This window comes from Solicola gregarius (assembly GCF_025790165.1).
In the GTDB taxonomy this organism is placed as follows: domain Bacteria; phylum Actinomycetota; class Actinomycetes; order Propionibacteriales; family Nocardioidaceae; genus Solicola; species Solicola gregarius.
Genome location: NZ_CP094970.1, coordinates 3,503,648 through 3,520,265 on the forward strand (window position 1 = coordinate 3,503,648; position 16,618 = coordinate 3,520,265).

Consider the following 16,618-nt stretch of genomic DNA (forward strand, 5'->3'; position numbering starts at 1 on the left):
CCATGCCCGAAGCAGTCATCGTCTCCATCGCACGCTCGCCGATCGGCCGAGCGAACAAGGGATCGCTGAAGGACATGCGTCCCGACGACCTCTCCGCCGCGATGATCACGGCCGCGCTGGAGAAGGTTCCCGAGCTCGACCCGCATGAGGTCGAAGACCTGATGCTCGGTTGCGGGCTGCCCGGCGGCGAGCAAGGCTTCAACATGGCCCGCATCGTCGCCGTCCAGCTCGGACTCGACGACGTGCCGGGTACGACGATCACTCGCTACTGCTCGTCGAGCCTGCAGACGACGCGCATGGCGTACCACGCCATCAAGGCCGGCGAGGGCGACGTGTTCATCTCTGCCGGTGTCGAGGCCGTGAGCCGGTTCGCGAAGGGCAACAGCGACTACATCCCGGAGCAGGAGACGAGGAACCCGCTGTTCACCGACGCGCTCGCTCGTACGAAGCGCTTCGCCGAGGGCGGCCAGACCTGGCGTGACCCGCGCGAGAACGGCGACCTACCCGACGCGTACATCGCTATGGGGCAGACCGCGGAGAACCTCGCCCAGCGCGAGGGGATCACCCGCGCGGAACAGGACGAGTTCGGCGTGCGCAGCCAGAACCTCGCAGAGAAGGCGATCGCGGACGGGTTCTGGCAGCGCGACATCACCCCGGTGACCCTGCCCGACGGCACCGTGGTCGACGCCGACGACGGTCCCCGGCCCGGCGTGACGCTGGAGAAGGTGTCCGAGCTGAAGCCGGTGTTCCGGCCCGACGGCACGGTGACCGCGGGCAACTGCTGCCCGCTCAACGACGGCGCGGCGGCGGTGGTCGTGATGAGCGATACGCGGGCCGCCGAGCTCGGCCTGACTCCGCTCGCGCGGATCGTCTCGACCGGCGTCACGGCACTGTCCCCGGAGATCATGGGGTTCGGGCCGGTCGAGGCGTCGAAGCAGGCGCTCGCCCGTGCCGGTATGACGATCGACGACATCGACCTGGTCGAGATCAACGAGGCCTTCGCGGCGCAGGTCATCCCGTCCGCACGCGCGTTGGACATCGACATCGACAAGCTCAACGTCAACGGCGGCGCGATCGCCGTCGGTCACCCGTTCGGGATGACCGGCGCTCGGATCACGAGCACGCTGATCAACTCGCTCGGGTTCCACGACAAGCAGATCGGGCTCGAGACGATGTGTGTCGGTGGCGGGCAGGGCATGGCGATGGTGCTGGAGCGGCTCTCGTGACGGATGCGCGCTTCGAAGGCCGGGTCGCGTTGGTGACCGGTGCGAGCCGCGGCATCGGGTTCGCGATCGCGCGGCGGCTCGTCGACGAGGGTGCCCGCGTATGCCTCACCGCTCGCAAGCCCGAGCCCCTCGCAGAGGCCGTCGAGTCGCTCGGCGGTTCCGACCATGCGATCGGCATCGCGGGCAAGGCCGATGACGCCGATCACCAGGGCGACGCCGTCGAGCAGACGATCGAGGCGTACGGCCGACTCGACCATCTGGTGAACAACACCGGCATCAATCCCGCGTACGGGCCGATGATCGACCTCGACCTCGGCGCCGCCGCCAAGATCTTCCAGGTCAACGTGCTCGCTGCGCTCGCGTGGACCCAACAGGCGTACGCGCGGTGGATGCGCGAGCACGGTGGTTCGGTCGTCAACGTCGCCTCGGTTGCCGGGTTGAAGCCCGCGCCCGGCATGGGGGCGTACGGCGCTTCCAAACGCGCGTTGCTGCACGTGACCGAAGAGCTCGGCGTGGAGCTGGCACCGGGCGTACGGGTCAACTCGGTCGCGCCGGCGGTGGTCAAGACCGACTTCGCCAAGCTGCTCTACGAGGGCAAGGAGGCCGACGTGAGCGCGGGCTACCCGATGCGACGTCTCGGTGACCCGGGCGATATCGCCTCCGCGGTGGCGTTCCTGCTCTCCGACGACGCCTCCTGGATCACCGGCCAGAACATCGTTCTGGACGGCGGCATGACCCTCACCGGCGGCGTCTGAGGTTCTCGCCGAGGTACGGATTCCCGCCACCTGGCCCGGCCTCTATTGGCAGGACGTCGTACCTCGGCGCGGCTGGCGAGAACTCGCTCGCGTCATCCGTCTGCTCACGTCATCGTTGGGCCATGCCTCAGCCGATTCTGTGCACCGACCGATTGCGCCTCGTACCCCTCGCGGACCGTCATCTGGAGCTCGAGGTCGGCCTCGACTCCGACGCGGAGGTGCTGCGCTACATCTTCGGTCGTGCGCGTACGCGCGACGAGGTCGTGGAGTCTCATGCGGAGCGGATGGCCCTCGGTCGGAATGTCGACGGACTCGGGTTCTGGATCGCGTACCGTTCGTCGGGCGGCGTACCCGAACGGCCGCCCCGAGACGAAGGCGCCGCTGAGTTCGTCGGCCTGATGATGCTCCCGCCCGCACACGGCCCCGACCAACCGGACGATCCCAGCGTTGCCGAGCTCGGCTACCGCATCGCCCGCCGGCATTGGCGCCAGGGCTTCGCGAGTGAGGCGTCGCGCGCACTGCTGCGCCACGCGTTCGAGACGGTCGGGCAGGCGCGGGTGATCGCCCAGACCATGAACGTCAACGTCGCGTCGCGCGGGGTCATGGAGAGCCTCGGCATGCGCTACGTACGAACCTTCGAAGGCACCTGGGACGAACCGATCCCGGAGCCGGACCAGCGCGAGGTCGAGTACGAGCTGACGCGCGCGATGTGGGAGGTGCAGAATCCGGCGTAGCCTGAGCGCATGGGCACCGTCACGGTCCGCTACATCGTGCACGACGTCGATGCGGCGGTCGCGTTCTACCGAGACCGACTCGGGTTCGCCGAGGTGATGCACCCCGCGCCCTCGTTCGCGATGCTCGCGTACGACGACCTCCGGCTCGCGCTCAGCGCACCGAGCGGGCGCGGCGGCGGTGGACAGGCGATGTCCGACGGCACCGTCCCCGAGCCCGGCGGTTGGAACAGATTCTCGCTGCCCGTCGACGACCTCGATAGCGTGGTCTCGGGCCTGGATGCCGCAGGAGTGCATCGGCGGAGCGAGATCATCGAGGGCGTAGCCGGGCGGCAGGTACTCGTCGACGACCCGAGCGGCAATCCGGTCGAGCTGTTCGAGGCGACCGACACGACGCCCTGAAGTTCAGTCGCGCAGCTCCGCGAGGATCGCATCGGTGAGCACTGGCCAGGCCTCGGCGGCCCATGGTCCGAAGTCGCGGTCGGTGAGGACGACGCACGCGGCTCCCGCGCGCGGGTCGACCCAGAGGAAGGTGCCCGATTGTCCGAAGTGCCCGAACGTCTCGGGTGAGCTCGAGGCGCCCGTCCAGTGCGGATCCTTGCCGTCACGCAGCTCGAACCCGAGGCCCCAGTCGTTGGGCCGCTGCCGTCCGAAGCCCGGCAGGACGCCGTCCAGGCCGGAGAACTCGACGGTCGTCGCGGCCCCGAACGTACTGGCGTCGACGAGCGTCGGACGTTGCAGCTCCGTCGCGAACCGGATCAGGTCGGTGAGGCTCGAGCGCGCACCCGCGGCGGGCGATCCATCCAGCGCCGTCGACGTCATGGCCAACGGGTCGAGTACGGCTTCGCGCAGGTAGTCCGCGAACTCGATCTCGGACCGCTCGGTGAGGGTACGGGCGAGTGCCTCGAACCCGGTGTTGGAGTAGATCCGCCGGTCGCCGGGTGCGGCACGCACCTCCGGCGAGTCGAAGTCGAGCCCGGAGGCGTGTGCGAGCAGATGTCGGATCGTCGCACCGGGCGGGCCGGCCGGATCGTCCAGCTCGAACGCGCCCTCCTCGAGTGCCACCAACATCGCGTACGCCGTGAGGAGCTTCGTCACCGACGCCAGCTCGTAGACGCGATCCGCGTCTCCGCGGGTCCCGCGTACCTCGCCGTCACGGGTGACCACGGCGGCGGACACGTGGTCGGCGGGCCATCGGTCGATCTGCTGCAGGCTTCTCACGCCCGCACCCTAAGCGACAGCAGGATTGTGGCGATCGTCGCATCCACGGGTCGCGGATCTCTGGGAGGATCGGTACGTGAGGCAGGTTTACCGATGTCCATTGCGCTGGGCGGATATGGACGCGCTCGGCCACGTCAACAACGTCCGCTACGTCGACTACCTGCAGGAGGCCCGCGTCGACCTGCTGCGGCTGCACGGACGCTCCGCCCTCGGGGAGGAGCTGGCCGAGGGGATCGTCGTCGTCCAGCACGACATCGAGTTCCTGGCGCCGCTGGCGTACCGGATCGAACCCGTGACGATCGAGACGTGGGTGACCGAGATCCGCGCCGCGACCTTCACGCTCGCGTACGAGATCTTCGACGAGGACGGCGGCGGGCGCCGGGTGTATTCGCGGGCGACGACGAGGCTCTCGCCGTTCGTGTTCGCCGCCGAGCGGCCGCGCCGACTGACTGCCGACGAGAAGGAGCTGCTCGGCCGGTTCCTCGAGGAGGAGACGGCCGATGACTGAACCGCATCGCTACACGTGCTGCGTTCGCTGGTCCGACGTCGATGCGTACGGTCATGTCAACAACGTCATGTACTTCGAGTACTTCCAGGAAGCGCGGATCATGGCGATGGCCGAGGCCGTGGCCGCCGACGAGCAGCTGGGGTTCGTGGTCGCCCGCACGGTGGTCGACTACCGCCGCCCCGTGTTGTTTCGCGCGGAGCCGTATGTGATCGAGACGCGTGCGACCCACATCGGTACGTCGTCGTTCGATCTCGAGGCCGTTATCGTCGACGGCACCGAGGCCCTCGCGCGCTCGCGTACGACGGTGGTGGCCTTCGACTCGGCGACCCAGCGGTCCCGACCCCTGCGTCCGATCGAGCGCGAAGGCGTTACGAGGATTCTGTCATCGAGTTGACCATGAACATTGCCGCGTGGTTCACGTACTCCCAGAACTGCGTGTCGAGCTCGGGCGGCAGCGCGACCTCGTCGAGCGCCGCACGGAAATGCACCAGCCAACGGTCCTTGGCCTCCGGGGTCACGGCGAACGGAGCGTGCCGCATCCGCAGCCGGGGATGACCGCGCTCCTGCGAGTAGGTCGTCGGGCCGCCCCAGTACTGCTCGAGGAACATCCGAAACCGCCGGTTGGCCGGGCCGAGGTCTTCCTCGGGGTAGAGCGGCCGCAGGATCGGGTCGGTCGCGACGCCCTCGTAGAAGCGGTCGACGATGCGCTTGAAGGTGTCATGGCCGCCGACCGCGTCGTAGAAGGTCTGCCCGGCCTCGGGTGCGCTACTCACGTACTCATTCTCGCGTACCCGCAGCAGCGCCCGTCCGCCGGTCTCCGCGTCGAGACCGGCGCACCGCTACTCCCAGGTCCACTCGTCGAGCAGCCCGGTGAGGTACGAGTCGTAGTCGTCGGCATCGTCGGTCTGGTACGAGATGGCGATGGTGTACGCCTTCTGGTCGACGATCGAGAGGTACGCCTCCTGCGTCACGTCGATGTCCTGAGCATTGGACCCGGCGAACCGGACACCGATCGCGTCCTCGCCGTCGATCGTGATGTCGTCGAGCTCCGTGGTCTCGGCGTCGGTGAGGCCAGACGCGACGTTCTGCTGCCACTGGTCGCGCAGGTCGTCGAGCTTCATCTCGCTCGGCAGCTCGTCGACCTCGACCAGCACGTTCGTATGCGGCTTGTCGATGTCGTCCTCCTCGCCGACGAAGGTATCGATGCCCGCGGACGTCTGCTCCGACGCCAGGTCGCCGGTCAGGTCGTGCCAGTCCTCCGGGAGCGGGTACGTGTAGCCGTCACCCTTCACCGACTCTGACGAGGCCTCGAACGCGTCGTCGGACTCGCTGTCGTCATCGTCGCCGACGACGGCACCGAGGACCAACAGGCCGCCGACGACGACCACGACGATCGCAACGGCGACGCCGATGATCAACGGCAGTCGTGACCGGCGCTTCGGTGGTTCGCCCGGCGGTTGTCCGTACGGGGGCTGCTGGCCGTAGGGCGGCTGGTTCGGCGGTTGTCCGTACGGGGGCTGCTGGCCGTACGGAGGTTGGCCCGGCGGTTGTCCGTACGGGGGCTGCTGGCCGTAGGGCGGCTGGTTCGGCGGCTGGCCGTACGGCGGCTGCTGGCCGGCCGGCTGCCCACCGGATGGCGGCCACTCACCACCGGTTGGGGGCTGGCTGGTCATACGGAGTATCTCCTCGAGCGTCGGCACGGCTTGCATCGCGCACTGTACCGGCGCCGTCGGTCCCGAATGCGGAGCGGGGCCGCGATCGCCGCGTCAGCGTCCGCACCGGCGGCACACCGGGCGCGTACGCAGGAAGTAGACGCCTGCCGCGACCGCCATCCCGCATCCCCAGACGAAGTACGCGGGCACGGCGAACCAGAAGAAGATCTCCGGAAGGTCGAGCCCGCCGCTCGGCGGGAACGGGTTCCGGCCCTGCAGTCGCTCGGCGACCATGATCACCAGCATGGAGCCGAAGTACACGACGATGGCGGCCGAGACCGCGGCACCGGGGCCGAGCACGAGCCACCGCGGGATGCGACGGCCGGACACGATCGGAACCCAGCGCGGCCACGTACGACCCCACCCGTGCACGAGTGCGAGGGGGAGCACCGACCCGGCGAGCAGGAAGCCCCCCCTCGAACGCGATCGCCGCGGGCCCGCTGGACAACGGATTCTCGCCGAAGCCGACGGCGGCCTGCGCGAGCACGCGCACGACACACCCGCCCACGGCCACGTACGCCGCGACGAACGCCCACATGGGCGTCTCGGCGAGCGGACCCGACCATGCGTCCGTACGCCCGCAGCGCCGGCACGCGCCACGTACGTCGTGGATGTAGGCGAGACTCGCGAGCAGTAGGAGTACGCCCGACCCGATGCACACCAGCCGGCTGGCCATGCCGACGGGAAGGAACTCGAGCCCGATGCCCGGAAAGATCGTCGCCATCACGTCGAGCAGGAACAGCGCGCCGGCCGCGACGAGGGCGACGCCGATCGCGGGCGCGGCGACGAGGAGCACGCGGCGGGCGATCGGGCCGCGCGGTCGGTATACCAGTCCTGCCGCCGCGACCGCTCCGGCAAGCGGCAGCGCGACGCCCGCCCAGCCGGTGAAGCCGACCAGGTCCGACTCGATGTCGCCGGGCGCCATGTCGCCGGGGAAGCCCATCAGTTGCCAGCCCGTCCGTACCGCCGTGTAGACGGTCAACAGGACGAACGCGATGGGTGCGGTGCGGTCGAGCCAGGAGGCAGGCTCGGCCGACACGGGAGGATTCGGATGCGTGAGCATGCGAACGATCCTGCCGCCGCGATGTGCGCCACGAATCCCTCGCGCGAGCGAGCGTTGCTACCGCTCGGGGCTTGGATCCTCGGGCTCGTCGGCCAGATCGCTCGGACGGCGGTCGTCCTGGATGTGCAGCACCCGTTGGGGGAGAGGAATCTCGATGCCGAGCGCGTCGAAGCGGTCCTTGACCAGCTCGCGCATCTCCCGCGCGACGCCCCACTGCTTCAGGGGCGCGGTCTTGAGCACGACCCGAAGCACGATCGCGTCGGGATCCCACCGCTCGACACCCCAGACCTCCGGCTCCTCGAGCACGTAGCCACCCCATTCAGGGTCCTGCCACAGTGCCTTCGCGACGTCGTGCAGCACCTCGCGTACCTGGGTGAGGTCTTCGGTGTACGACACGCGTACGTCGAGCACGGTGCGGGCCCAGTTCTGGCTGGAGTTGCCGACGCGGTTGATCTGTCCGTTCCGTACGTACCAGACGGTGCCGTTGATATCGCGCACGCGCGTGACCCGGAGGCTGACCGCCTCGACCGTGCCGACCGCGTCGCCGAGGTCGACCTCGTCGCCGACGCCGTACTGGTCCTCGAACATCATGAACGTGCCGGAGACGAAGTCGGCGACCAGGTTCTGCGCGCCGAATGCGACTGCCAGGCCGAGGACGCCGGCGCTCGCGATGAGCGGTGCGATGTTGTAGCCCAGCTCCGAGATGATCATCACGGTCATCACCGCGAACACGATCCCGGTGACCATGCTCTTCAGCACCGACCCGAGGGTGCGGGTGCGTTGCTCGCGGCGTTCCGAGACCTTCGCCGCGGCCGGAGCGCCGCCGTTCTTCACCCGCTGGAACAGGCTCGTCGACTTGCCCTGCGCCGCGCGCTCGGTGAAGCGCTCGATCAGCCGGTGCAGGACCCAGCGGACGAGCAACGAGACGATGATCAGCGTCGCGATCGACAGCGGCTTCGCGAGCAGCCAGTTCGCGACCTCCGCGGCCGTGTCGTTGTTCGTCCAGCCGTGGACGACTCGGCAGACCGTCGTGGCGTCGTCGCCGGTCCAGCAGTTTGCGGCGTCGTCGGCGGCTAGTACCCCGTCCATCAACGTTGCCCGTCGTGAGCGGCGTACGGCGGGATGCCTCGCAAGGCCGAGAAGGGAAGGCGATGTCGGTCCATCTTCGACCGACGAGAACGCCGCGAGGCGGCCGTCCGGGCGTCGCGCAACAGGGCGGACGCTGATGGACGGGGTACTAGGAGGTTGGCTGGCACGCTCCGACCGTACGAGAAGGCGGCGGATCACTCAATCCGAGACGCTGTGACGACGCCCATGATCACCGAGTCGTGGCGCTCACCGCGTACGATCCGTGCGTCTCGGAGCCGGCCCTCCTCGGCCATCCCGAGCGACCTCGCGGCCCGGACCATCCGCTCGTTGCCCGACCACGTCACGAGGTCGATGCGGTGCACGGCGTCCTGCTCGGCGAGCCAGCCGACCCACAGTCGCAGCGCCGACGTGCCCAGGCCACGGCTCCAGTACGCGGGGTCGTAGATCACGATGCCGATCCGAACCCACCCCGACGTGGGATCCTCCCAGTGCCACGAGACGCTCCCGATCGCCTGGCCGTCCACGCAGATCGCGAGGCGCTTGGGCAGACCGGTCGACGGGTCGCGCTGCCAGGGGTCTTCGGCGAGCTTGGTCGCCATCGAGTCGCGCGCCGAAGCCGAGGGCGCCGGGAAGTACGGCCCGTCCCACTGTTTCCACTCGGCGTCCGGATGGATCCAGCCGACCACGGAGTCGATGTGGTCGCGCTGCCACGACTCGATGCTCAGCGATCCGTCCGACAGCAGGTCGGATCGTGCGTGCCTTCCCATTACGGCGCAACCGGCGGACGGTTCCACGGCCGGCCGTCGACCGAGGTCGCCGCCTCGATCTGTGCGGACAACGCGAGCAGTACGTGCTCCGCACCCGGCCGGCCGGCCAGCATCGTCCCGATCGGCAGGCCCTCGGTCGACCATGCGGTCGGCACCGACACCGCGGGCATGCCGGTGACGTTCCACATCGACGTGAACGGCGTGTACGCCTTCTGCGCCTCGAAGTCCGCCGCCGGATCGTTGTCGTCGCGCAATCCACCGACGAGCGCGGGCAGCTGCGCGAGCGTCGGGGTCAGCACGGCGTCGTACGGAGCGAGGGCGCCGATCGCCTTGGCGGCGATCTGGTTCATGCGCAGCAGGGCGTTGGCGAGCTCCATACCCGAGGTCTTGGCGCCGCGCTCGCGGAGCCAGCGGCTCAGCGGACGCAGGCGTGCCTGCCGCTCCTCCGGCACCGGGAACATCGACGCGCTGACCGCCCAGATCGTCTCGAAGACCGACACGACAGCACCCGAGAACGGCGCGTCGATGTCCTCGACGGTGTGGCCGAGGCCCTCGAGTGTCTCGCTGAGCTGGTCGTACGCGAACAGGACCTGCGGGTCGACCTCGGTCTCGGCGATGACCGGCGTCGCGAACCGGGCGATGCGCAGGGCGCCGGGGTCATGGTCGCATCGGGCGAGGTAGGTGTCGCTCGGCGCGAGGCGCTCGGCCCACAGCGGGTCGCTGGCCGCGGGGCCGGCCATCACGTCGAGCATGGCGGCGGCGTCGCGTACGGTCTGTGCGATCGGCCCGGCCGTCGACAGGCCGGTGATGTCGCCGTACCTCGGCGCGCCGCTGATCCGGCCTCGGCTCGGCTTCAATCCGAAGAGTCCGCACACACTGGCCGGGATGCGGATCGACCCACCGCCGTCCGATCCCTGCGCGAGCGGAACGAGCCCGGCCGAGACTGCCGCCGCGGCGCCGCCGGACGACCCGCCGGCGCTGCGCTCGAGGTCGTACGGCGTGCGCGCGGGTGGTGCGACGTCGGGCTCGGTGTAACACGGGCTGCCGAACTCGGGGGTGTTCGTCTTGCCGAGCCCGATCAGCCCGGCGGACTCGATGTTGGCAACGACCTGGTCGGAGACCTTCGGTACGAAGTCCTCCATGGCCGCCGACCCGAAGGTCGTCCGGACGCCCGCCGTGAGGTTGAGGTCCTTGAACGCCGTGGGCACTCCGGTGAGGGGAGTACGCCGGTCGTCGTCGTTCTCCGCGAGCGCCGCGGCGGCCTCGCGGGCTCGGGAGCGCGCCTGATCGGCCGTCACGGTCACGAAGGCGCCGAAGGTGTCCGAGTGCTCGTCGATGCGGGCGAGGAAGTGCTCCACCACCTCGACCGGGTCGGTTTCCCCGGCGGCGTACGCCGCGGCGATCTCCAGCGCGGTCAGCTCGTGGATCTCGGACATGCGCCCCAGGGTACGACCCGGGGTACGCAACGTCGGCGAGCGCGGCGACCGGGACGCGGCTCCGGCACCACGCGGCCGCTCGCTAGAGTGCTCTCATGCAGACTCGTAAGCGCTTTGCGGCCCGGACGGCCGCAGCCGTGATCGTCCCGGTGCTCCTCGTCCTCGCCACGGCGGGTCAGGCGTCGGCCGATATGCCGTCGACGTGGGAGAACTCCGAGTCGTACTCCACGATGGACGTGCTGCTGATCTTCGTCGGCATCCCGCTGTTGCTGTTCGTGGGGATCGCGACCTTCGGCTGGTTGACGCACACGAAGAAGGCGCACACGTACCCGATCCGCCGCGAGACCGACGGCGGCGTCATCGCCGCCCGTGCGGCGAGCGATGGGCAGCAGGAGATCTCGGGTCACTGAGGTTCGCGGCCGCGTGCCTGCGCGCCGCCGCGTTGCGATCCGGGCGTCCCCGGTCGCCACCTATGCGATCTGGGCGTGCCCGGTCGCAACGGTTCGAGGTCTGGGCGTCCCCGGTCGCCACCTATGCGATCTGGGCGTCCCCGGTCGCAACGGTTCGAGGTCTGGGCGTCCCCGGTCGCAAACCGGCCGTACGTCAGCCGCGCGCGTCACGCTCCTGCGCCCGTAGTGCCCGCGCCATGTCGTCGCGGCCCTCGCCGACGAGGCGCTTGGCGGCCGGGTTCGCCGCGGTCGACGCCAGCCACTCGTCGACCCGGGAGAGCCGGTCGGCCGACGGGATCGCCCGCGGGAACAGGTAGACGAGCGCGATCGTCGCGAGCTGCGTGCCTTTCGCCTCCCACGCCGTCTCGGCCATCTCGAGGTAGCGCTCGACGTACGGTTCCAGCACCGACTCCTGCCCGGCGACCTGGAACGACGCGGCGATGCTGCGCTGCGTCTCGTTCGGGACGTCGTCGCGTACGACCGCGGCATCCCATGCGGCCCGTTTCGCGGCGGCATCGGGGCGCTGGGTGCGTGCGCCCGCGGCGTGCTCCTGCCCGGAGATGGTGTTGTCGCGGGTGAGCTCGGCGTCGATCTCGGCGTCGCCGTAGGCACCGGTGCGGGCGAGCCCGCTCACCAGGCTCCAGCGCAGGTCGGCGTCGACAGTGAGCCCGGCCGGTGCGACCGATCCGTCGAGCAGGCCGCGGAGGTACGCGATCGCCTCGGGAGAGCGTGTCGCGCCCGCGTACGCGCGGGCGAACGCCAGCTGGTGGTCACTGCCCGCCTCGGCCGAGTCCAGGAGTTTGCGTACGCCCCGCTCCCAGCGATCGGCGACGTCGTCGCGATGGTCGGGCGCGCTGTACAGCGTGACGGCGGTGCGCGCCTGATTGAGCAGGGTGCCGACCGCGGTGAGGTCGGTCTCGGTCGCGATGCCGCCGAGCACCAGTGTCACGAACGCGGACGCGGACATCTCGGCGTCGCGGGTCATGTCCCACGCCGCGCCCCAGCACAGCGCGCGCGGCAGCGACTCGGTGAAGTCCGCGATGCCGTTCACGACGGTCGCGAGCGAGCGCTCGTCGAGGCGGATCTTCGCGTACGTGAGGTCGCCGTCGTTCAACAGCACGAGGTCGGGTCGACGTACGCCGACGAGCGCGTCGACCGGTGTCGAGGCACCCGCGATGTCGATCTCGACGGAGTCGCGGCGCTCCAGGCCGCGATCGGTTCGGTCGTACAGCCCGACTCCGACCCGGTGCCGCCGAAGCGTCGGGAAGTCCGGATGTGCCGACTGATCGACCGCGAACGACGTGAACCGTCCCTCGTCGTCGGCCTCGAACGAGGCCCGCAGCGTGTTGACGCCGGACGCCTGCAGCCACTCGGCGACCCACGGTCCGAGCTCGCGCCCGGACGACTCCTCCAGGGCGCTCAGCAGGTCGCTCAGCTCCGAGTTGCCGTACGCGTGCCGCTCGAAGTACGTACGCAGACCCGCGACGAACTCCTTCTCGCCGACCCAGGCGACCAGCTGTCGCAGCGCGGACGCGCCCTTGGCGTACGTGATGCCGTCGAAGTTCACCTCGACGGCCTCGAGGTCGTAGTTGTCGGCGGCGATCGGGTGCGTCGACGGCAGCTGGTCCTGCCGGTACGCCCATGCCTTGCGCGCATTGGCGAAGCCGGTCCACGCCTCGGTGAACCTTGTCGCCTTCACGTTGGCGTCGTGTGACGCCCACTCGGCGAACGACTCGTTCAGCCACAGGTCGTCCCACCAGCGCATCGTGACGAGATCGCCGAACCACATGTGCGCCATCTCGTGCAGGATCGTGTTGGACCGCGACTCGTACGCGGACTCGGTCTGGCGGCTGCGGAAGATGTACTCGTCGCGGTACGTCACCGCGCCGGCGTTCTCCATCGCGCCCATGTTGTACTCCGGCACGAAGGCCTGGTCGTACGTGCCGGCGAACGGGTAGCCCATCTGGAACTGCTGCTCGAAGAAGCCGAACCCCTGCTTCGTCACGGTGAAGATGTCGTCGGTATCGAAGTACTCCGCCAATGACCGGCGCGCGAACAGCCGGAGCGGGACCTCGCCGTAGTCGCCGGCGTACGTGTCGTGCCACACGTCGTACTCGCCGGCGATCAACGCGGTGATGTAGGTCGAGATCCGCTGCGTGGGGTCGAAGCGCCACACGGCGACCCCGGAGCGTACCGACTCCGGCTCGGGCGTCGACGTGTTGGAGACGACCTGCCAGTGGTCGGGCGCGGTCACCTGGAACTCGAAGGTCGCCTTCAGGTCGGGCTGCTCGAACGTCGTGAAGACCCGGCGCGCGTCGGGCACCTCGAACTGCGTGTAGAGGTACACCCGGTCGTCGGCCGGGTCGACGAACCGGTGCAGACCCTCGCCGGTACGCGAGTAGGGCAGCGTCGCCGTGACCACGAGCTCGTTCTCCGCCTGCAGGCCGGACAGCTCGATGCGACTGTCGCGATACACCGCGACGGGATCGAGCTGGGTGCCGTTCAAGACGATATCGGGCACTGACGCGCCGACCAGGTCGGCGAACGTCGAGTCGTCCCGCGAGCGGAATCGCAGCGTCGTCTTCGACATGAACTCGGTCTCGGAGTACGTCAGGTCGAGCTCGACGCGGTACGACTCCACCTCGAGCGACGCTGCTCGAATGCGGGCTTCTTCACGGGTCAGGTTGGTTCCGGGCATGGTCGAATCCTGCCACGCGCCCGGTCGCATCTCGGCGTCGCGGCGGCACACCCTGTCGCAAATCCCGCTCAGAGGGCAGGATCGGCATATGCGGACTGCGCAGCGGATCCCGTTCGCGATGTCGCCGCGCTCGAGCGTCGGCATCGAGTGGGAGCTCGCGCTCGTCGACGCCGACAGCGGCGACCTGCGCCAGGTCGCGCAGACGGTGCTCGACACGGTGCGTACCGGAGGTGAGGAGCATCCACACATCCGTCAGGAGCTGTTGCTGAACACCGTCGAGGTGGTCACCTCGCCGTGCAAGACGGTACGTGCCGCCGGCGACGACCTGTGCCGGAGCATCGAGGAGCTGCGTGCGGTGACCGATCCGCTGCGGGTGGAGCTGATGTGTGCGGGCACGCATCCGTTCGCGCAGTGGGCGCGCCAGCAGGTGACCGACAAGGAGCGGTACGCGACGCTGATCGACCGTACGCAGTGGTGGGGCCGGCAGATGCTGATCTACGGCGTCCACGTGCATGTCGGTATCGAGGACCGCGACAAGGCGCTGCCGATCATGCGGGCGCTGCTCACGTACTTCGGGCATCTGCAGTCGATGTCGGCGTCGTCGCCGTTCTGGGGCGGCAGCGAGACGGGGTACGCGTCGAACCGCGCGCTGATGTTCCAGCAGCTGCCGACGGCGGGACTGCCGTTCCAGTTCCGGGAGTGGCACGAGTTCGAGCACTACGTCGACGACATGCTGCACACCGGAGTCATCGACGACCTGACCGAGGTGCGGTGGGACGTACGCCCGTCGCCGCGCTTCGGCACCCTCGAGGTCCGCATCTGCGACGGCATCCCGACCCTCGCGGAGCTGCTCAGCCTGTCCGCGTTCACGCATTGCCTGGTGGAGTACTTCTCGCGCGAGCTCGATGCCGGTCGCGAGCTGCCGACGATCCCGCCGTGGTTCGCGCAGGAGAACAAGTGGCGTGCGGCCCGGTACGGCATGGACGCGATCCTGATCCTGGACGACAAGGGCGAGGAGGACCTGATCGTCGACGACACCCATCGCCTGCTGGACGTACTCGAGCCGGTCGCGGACGACCTCGGCTGCGCGGAGGAGCTCGACGGCGTTCGTACCCTGATCGAGGTCGGCGCCTCGTACGAGCGCCAGCGTGCGGTCGCGCGCGCCAACGACGGCGCCCTCGACGCGGTCGTCGCCTCGCTCGTCGCGGAGATGCGCGCGGGGCACCCGCTCGGCGGACGCTGAGCGCCGACCGCGGTCCCACCGTCTCGCCGAGGTACGTCGTCCTGCCACATGAGCCGGCTGATGTGGCAGGACGACGTACCTCGGCGAGAGGGGTCGGGCAGGAATCGGATGCGGGCCCGGAATAGGCGGCGCCGCATCGCGCGTTGTAGTTGAAGAAGCAACCTGTCGCGAGTGGAGGACGAGAGTGAGCAAGAAGACCGTTGACCTGTGGTTCGACCCGGTGTGCCCGTGGGCGTGGATGACCTCGCGCTGGATGCTTGAGGTGGAACGGGTACGGCCGGTGGAGACGCAGTTCCACGTCATGAGTCTCTCGCTGCTCAACGACGGCCGCGACGACCTCGACGAGTGGTACGCCGCGCAGATCCCCAAGTGGTGGGGCCCGGTGCGGGTCTGCATCGCGGCCGCCGAGGCGCACGGCGAAGAGGTGCTCCGCGATCTCTACACCGCGCTCGGTACGCGCCACCACGTCCAGGGCCGCGAGCTCGACCACGACACGATCGTCGAGGCGCTCGAGGAGGTCGGCCTGCCCGCGGACCTCGTCGACGCGATGGACAGCACCGCGTACGACGAGGCGCTGTCGAAGTCGCATCACGCCGGCATGGACCAGGTCGGCATGGACGTCGGTACGCCGGTCATCTCGACCGAGGGTGTGGCGTTCTTCGGTCCTGTCGTCACGCCGGCGCCGAAGGGTGAGGCCGCCGGCCGTCTCTGGGACGGGGTCGTGCTCGTCGCCGGCACCGACGGCTTCTTCGAGCTGAAGCGCACCCGCGACCGCGACCCGATCTTCGACTGATGGTGCTCAATCCGCAGGCCGCCGCCGACGTGGCGGACGCAACGGCCGGGCCGCATATTTCGGATCCCGGCGCCGACATCGACGGGTTCCGCCGCGAGATGGCGACCGAGGCGCTGACCGAGGAGCGGCGCGAGGTCGCGTACGTCCGAGACGTCGACGCTGACGGCGTGCCGTGCCGCGTCTTCCGGCCCGAGCCGGGTGCGCCGGTGCTGCTCTATGCCCACGGTGGCGGATGGGTGTTGGGCGACCTCGACACCCACGACCGATGGGGTCGTGAGCTGGCCGTGCGTACCGGCTGGGCGGTCGTCGCGGTGCACTACCGCCGGTCGCCGGAGCATCCCTATCCGCTGCCGCTCGACGACGTCGAGACGGCCCTGCACTGGGTACGCGCCAACGCCGACGAGCACGCGCTGGACGCCTCACGCATCGTCGGTGTCGGCGACTCCTCGGGTGCGAATCTTGTCGCCGGTCTGTCCGTACGCGAGCCCGGCGCGTTCGCGTACCAGGTGCTCGCCTACCCGCCGCTCGACCCTGCGTGCCGTGCAGACTCCTTCCGTACCGAGGACATCGCGGTGCTCTCGGCCGCCGAGATGCGCTGGTTCTGGGACGCGTACCTGCCGACGGACGACCTGCGCTCGATCCCCGAGGCGGCACCGGCGTACGCGGAGGATCTCTCGCGGATGCCGCCGACGCTACTGATCACTGCCGAGCACGACGTGCTGCGCGACGAGGGCGAGCAGTTCGCGGCCCGTCTCGCCGCGGCGGGCGTCGGCGTCGCCGCGCAGCGGCATCTCGGCGTCGTGCACGGGTTCTGGCGGCGGCCATGGGACTACGATCCGGCCGATGCCGCGCTCGACGAGCTCACCGGCCTGCTCGCCCGTCTGCGCACCTGACCGCCCGCTGGGCATGACGTTCGGTCGCGACACG

At 69.5% G+C, this 16,618-nt stretch carries 18 protein-coding genes; 10 read left to right on the forward strand and 8 right to left on the reverse strand.

Annotated features, from left to right (window positions below; translation table 11 throughout):
- The first annotated feature begins 2 nt into the window (after positions 1-2).
- From L0C25_RS17220 to L0C25_RS17235, 4 genes are all read left to right on the forward strand, one after another.
- Positions 3-1,226, forward strand: coding sequence for an acetyl-CoA C-acetyltransferase (locus L0C25_RS17220; RefSeq protein WP_271632924.1), 1,224 nt, complete (start codon positions 3-5; stop codon positions 1,224-1,226).
- On the forward strand, positions 1,223-1,981 hold the full coding sequence (locus L0C25_RS17225; RefSeq protein ID WP_271632925.1) for an SDR family oxidoreductase: 759 nt from the start codon (positions 1,223-1,225) through the stop codon (positions 1,979-1,981). Before L0C25_RS17220 ends, L0C25_RS17225 begins: the two co-directional genes overlap by 4 nt.
- A gap of 122 nt (positions 1,982-2,103) precedes the next feature.
- A complete protein-coding gene (locus L0C25_RS17230) occupies positions 2,104-2,715 on the forward strand; it encodes a GNAT family N-acetyltransferase (RefSeq protein ID WP_271632926.1) in 612 nt (203 codons plus the stop codon).
- A gap of 9 nt (positions 2,716-2,724) precedes the next feature.
- A complete protein-coding gene (locus L0C25_RS17235; protein ID WP_271632927.1) occupies positions 2,725-3,114 on the forward strand; it encodes a VOC family protein in 390 nt (129 codons plus the stop codon).
- A 3-nt stretch (positions 3,115-3,117) separates the two neighbouring features.
- On the opposite strand, the gene L0C25_RS17240 is transcribed toward L0C25_RS17235, so the two are convergent.
- Positions 3,118-3,933: a serine hydrolase domain-containing protein gene (locus L0C25_RS17240; RefSeq protein WP_271632929.1), complete on the reverse strand. Its 816-nt coding sequence runs from the start codon at positions 3,931-3,933 to the stop codon at positions 3,118-3,120.
- A 76-nt stretch (positions 3,934-4,009) separates the two neighbouring features.
- Here L0C25_RS17240 and L0C25_RS17245 point away from each other — a divergent pair, with 76 nt between their 5' ends.
- Both L0C25_RS17245 and L0C25_RS17250 read left to right on the forward strand, forming a co-directional pair.
- Positions 4,010-4,441 carry an acyl-CoA thioesterase gene (locus tag L0C25_RS17245; RefSeq protein ID WP_271632931.1) on the forward strand — a complete coding sequence of 144 codons (432 nt, stop codon included), beginning with the start codon at positions 4,010-4,012 and terminating at the stop codon, positions 4,439-4,441.
- The gene (locus tag L0C25_RS17250; protein ID WP_271632932.1) at positions 4,434-4,835 is read left to right on the forward strand and encodes an acyl-CoA thioesterase; all 402 of its coding nucleotides are present in this window, start codon (positions 4,434-4,436) and stop codon (positions 4,833-4,835) included. Before L0C25_RS17245 ends, L0C25_RS17250 begins: the two co-directional genes overlap by 8 nt.
- Here the strand turns inward: L0C25_RS17250 and L0C25_RS17255 are convergent.
- The 6 genes from L0C25_RS17255 to L0C25_RS17280 all read right to left on the reverse strand — a co-directional run bounded on the left by L0C25_RS17255 (position 4,810) and on the right by L0C25_RS17280 (position 10,508).
- Complete coding sequence (locus L0C25_RS17255; RefSeq protein WP_271632933.1) at positions 4,810-5,214, reverse strand: globin; 405 nt, start codon at positions 5,212-5,214, stop codon at positions 4,810-4,812. The two genes, L0C25_RS17250 and L0C25_RS17255, sit on opposite strands and share 26 nt — an antisense overlap.
- 66 nt (positions 5,215-5,280) lie before the next feature.
- A complete protein-coding gene (locus tag L0C25_RS17260) occupies positions 5,281-6,114 on the reverse strand; it encodes a hypothetical protein (protein WP_271632934.1) in 834 nt (277 codons plus the stop codon).
- 93 nt (positions 6,115-6,207) lie between these two features.
- A complete protein-coding gene (locus L0C25_RS17265) occupies positions 6,208-6,483 on the reverse strand; it encodes a hypothetical protein (protein WP_271632935.1) in 276 nt (91 codons plus the stop codon).
- A 790-nt stretch (positions 6,484-7,273) separates the two neighbouring features.
- Positions 7,274-8,305, reverse strand: a complete 1,032-nt coding sequence (locus tag L0C25_RS17270) for a mechanosensitive ion channel family protein (protein ID WP_271632936.1) — start codon at positions 8,303-8,305, stop codon at positions 7,274-7,276.
- A gap of 194 nt (positions 8,306-8,499) precedes the next feature.
- Positions 8,500-9,072, reverse strand: coding sequence for a GNAT family N-acetyltransferase (locus L0C25_RS17275; RefSeq protein WP_271632937.1), 573 nt, complete (start codon positions 9,070-9,072; stop codon positions 8,500-8,502).
- The gene (locus L0C25_RS17280) at positions 9,072-10,508 is read right to left on the reverse strand and encodes an amidase (RefSeq protein WP_271632938.1); all 1,437 of its coding nucleotides are present in this window, start codon (positions 10,506-10,508) and stop codon (positions 9,072-9,074) included. The genes L0C25_RS17275 and L0C25_RS17280 overlap by 1 nt, the downstream gene beginning before the upstream one ends.
- Before the next feature lie 95 nt (positions 10,509-10,603).
- Here L0C25_RS17280 and L0C25_RS17285 point away from each other — a divergent pair, with 95 nt between their 5' ends.
- Positions 10,604-10,918: a hypothetical protein gene (locus tag L0C25_RS17285; protein ID WP_271632939.1), complete on the forward strand. Its 315-nt coding sequence runs from the start codon at positions 10,604-10,606 to the stop codon at positions 10,916-10,918.
- 193 nt (positions 10,919-11,111) lie between these two features.
- On the opposite strand, the gene pepN is transcribed toward L0C25_RS17285, so the two are convergent.
- Entirely contained in the window at positions 11,112-13,655 is a 2,544-nt protein-coding gene (gene pepN / locus L0C25_RS17290; RefSeq protein WP_271632941.1) for an aminopeptidase N, read from the reverse strand.
- A gap of 88 nt (positions 13,656-13,743) precedes the next feature.
- Here pepN and L0C25_RS17295 point away from each other — a divergent pair, with 88 nt between their 5' ends.
- The 3 genes from L0C25_RS17295 to L0C25_RS17305 all read left to right on the forward strand — a co-directional run bounded on the left by L0C25_RS17295 (position 13,744) and on the right by L0C25_RS17305 (position 16,584).
- Positions 13,744-14,898 carry a glutamate--cysteine ligase gene (locus L0C25_RS17295; RefSeq protein ID WP_271632942.1) on the forward strand — a complete coding sequence of 385 codons (1,155 nt, stop codon included), beginning with the start codon at positions 13,744-13,746 and terminating at the stop codon, positions 14,896-14,898.
- A 184-nt stretch (positions 14,899-15,082) separates the two neighbouring features.
- Positions 15,083-15,691, forward strand: coding sequence for a DsbA family oxidoreductase (locus L0C25_RS17300; RefSeq protein WP_333908546.1), 609 nt, complete (start codon positions 15,083-15,085; stop codon positions 15,689-15,691).
- Positions 15,691-16,584, forward strand: a complete 894-nt coding sequence (locus L0C25_RS17305) for an alpha/beta hydrolase (RefSeq protein WP_271632943.1) — start codon at positions 15,691-15,693, stop codon at positions 16,582-16,584. Before L0C25_RS17300 ends, L0C25_RS17305 begins: the two co-directional genes overlap by 1 nt.
- The last annotated feature ends 34 nt before the right edge of the window (positions 16,585-16,618 follow it).

Coding starts and splice junctions, on each gene's coding strand:
- L0C25_RS17220 (WP_271632924.1), top strand. CDS start 3: ATGCCCGAAGCAGTCATCGTCTCCATCGCACGCTCGCCGATCGGCCGA.
- L0C25_RS17230 (WP_271632926.1), top strand. CDS start 2,104: ATGCCTCAGCCGATTCTGTGCACCGACCGATTGCGCCTCGTACCCCTC.
- L0C25_RS17235 (WP_271632927.1), top strand. CDS start 2,725: ATGGGCACCGTCACGGTCCGCTACATCGTGCACGACGTCGATGCGGCG.
- L0C25_RS17250 (WP_271632932.1), top strand. CDS start 4,434: ATGACTGAACCGCATCGCTACACGTGCTGCGTTCGCTGGTCCGACGTC.
- L0C25_RS17260 (WP_271632934.1), bottom strand. CDS start 6,114: ATGACCAGCCAGCCCCCAACCGGTGGTGAGTGGCCGCCATCCGGTGGG.
- L0C25_RS17270 (WP_271632936.1), bottom strand. CDS start 8,305: ATGGACGGGGTACTAGCCGCCGACGACGCCGCAAACTGCTGGACCGGC.
- L0C25_RS17275 (WP_271632937.1), bottom strand. CDS start 9,072: ATGGGAAGGCACGCACGATCCGACCTGCTGTCGGACGGATCGCTGAGC.
- L0C25_RS17280 (WP_271632938.1), bottom strand. CDS start 10,508: ATGTCCGAGATCCACGAGCTGACCGCGCTGGAGATCGCCGCGGCGTAC.
- L0C25_RS17285 (WP_271632939.1), top strand. CDS start 10,604: ATGCAGACTCGTAAGCGCTTTGCGGCCCGGACGGCCGCAGCCGTGATC.
- pepN (WP_271632941.1), bottom strand. CDS start 13,655: ATGCCCGGAACCAACCTGACCCGTGAAGAAGCCCGCATTCGAGCAGCG.
- L0C25_RS17295 (WP_271632942.1), top strand. CDS start 13,744: ATGCGGACTGCGCAGCGGATCCCGTTCGCGATGTCGCCGCGCTCGAGC.
- L0C25_RS17305 (WP_271632943.1), top strand. CDS start 15,691: ATGGTGCTCAATCCGCAGGCCGCCGCCGACGTGGCGGACGCAACGGCC.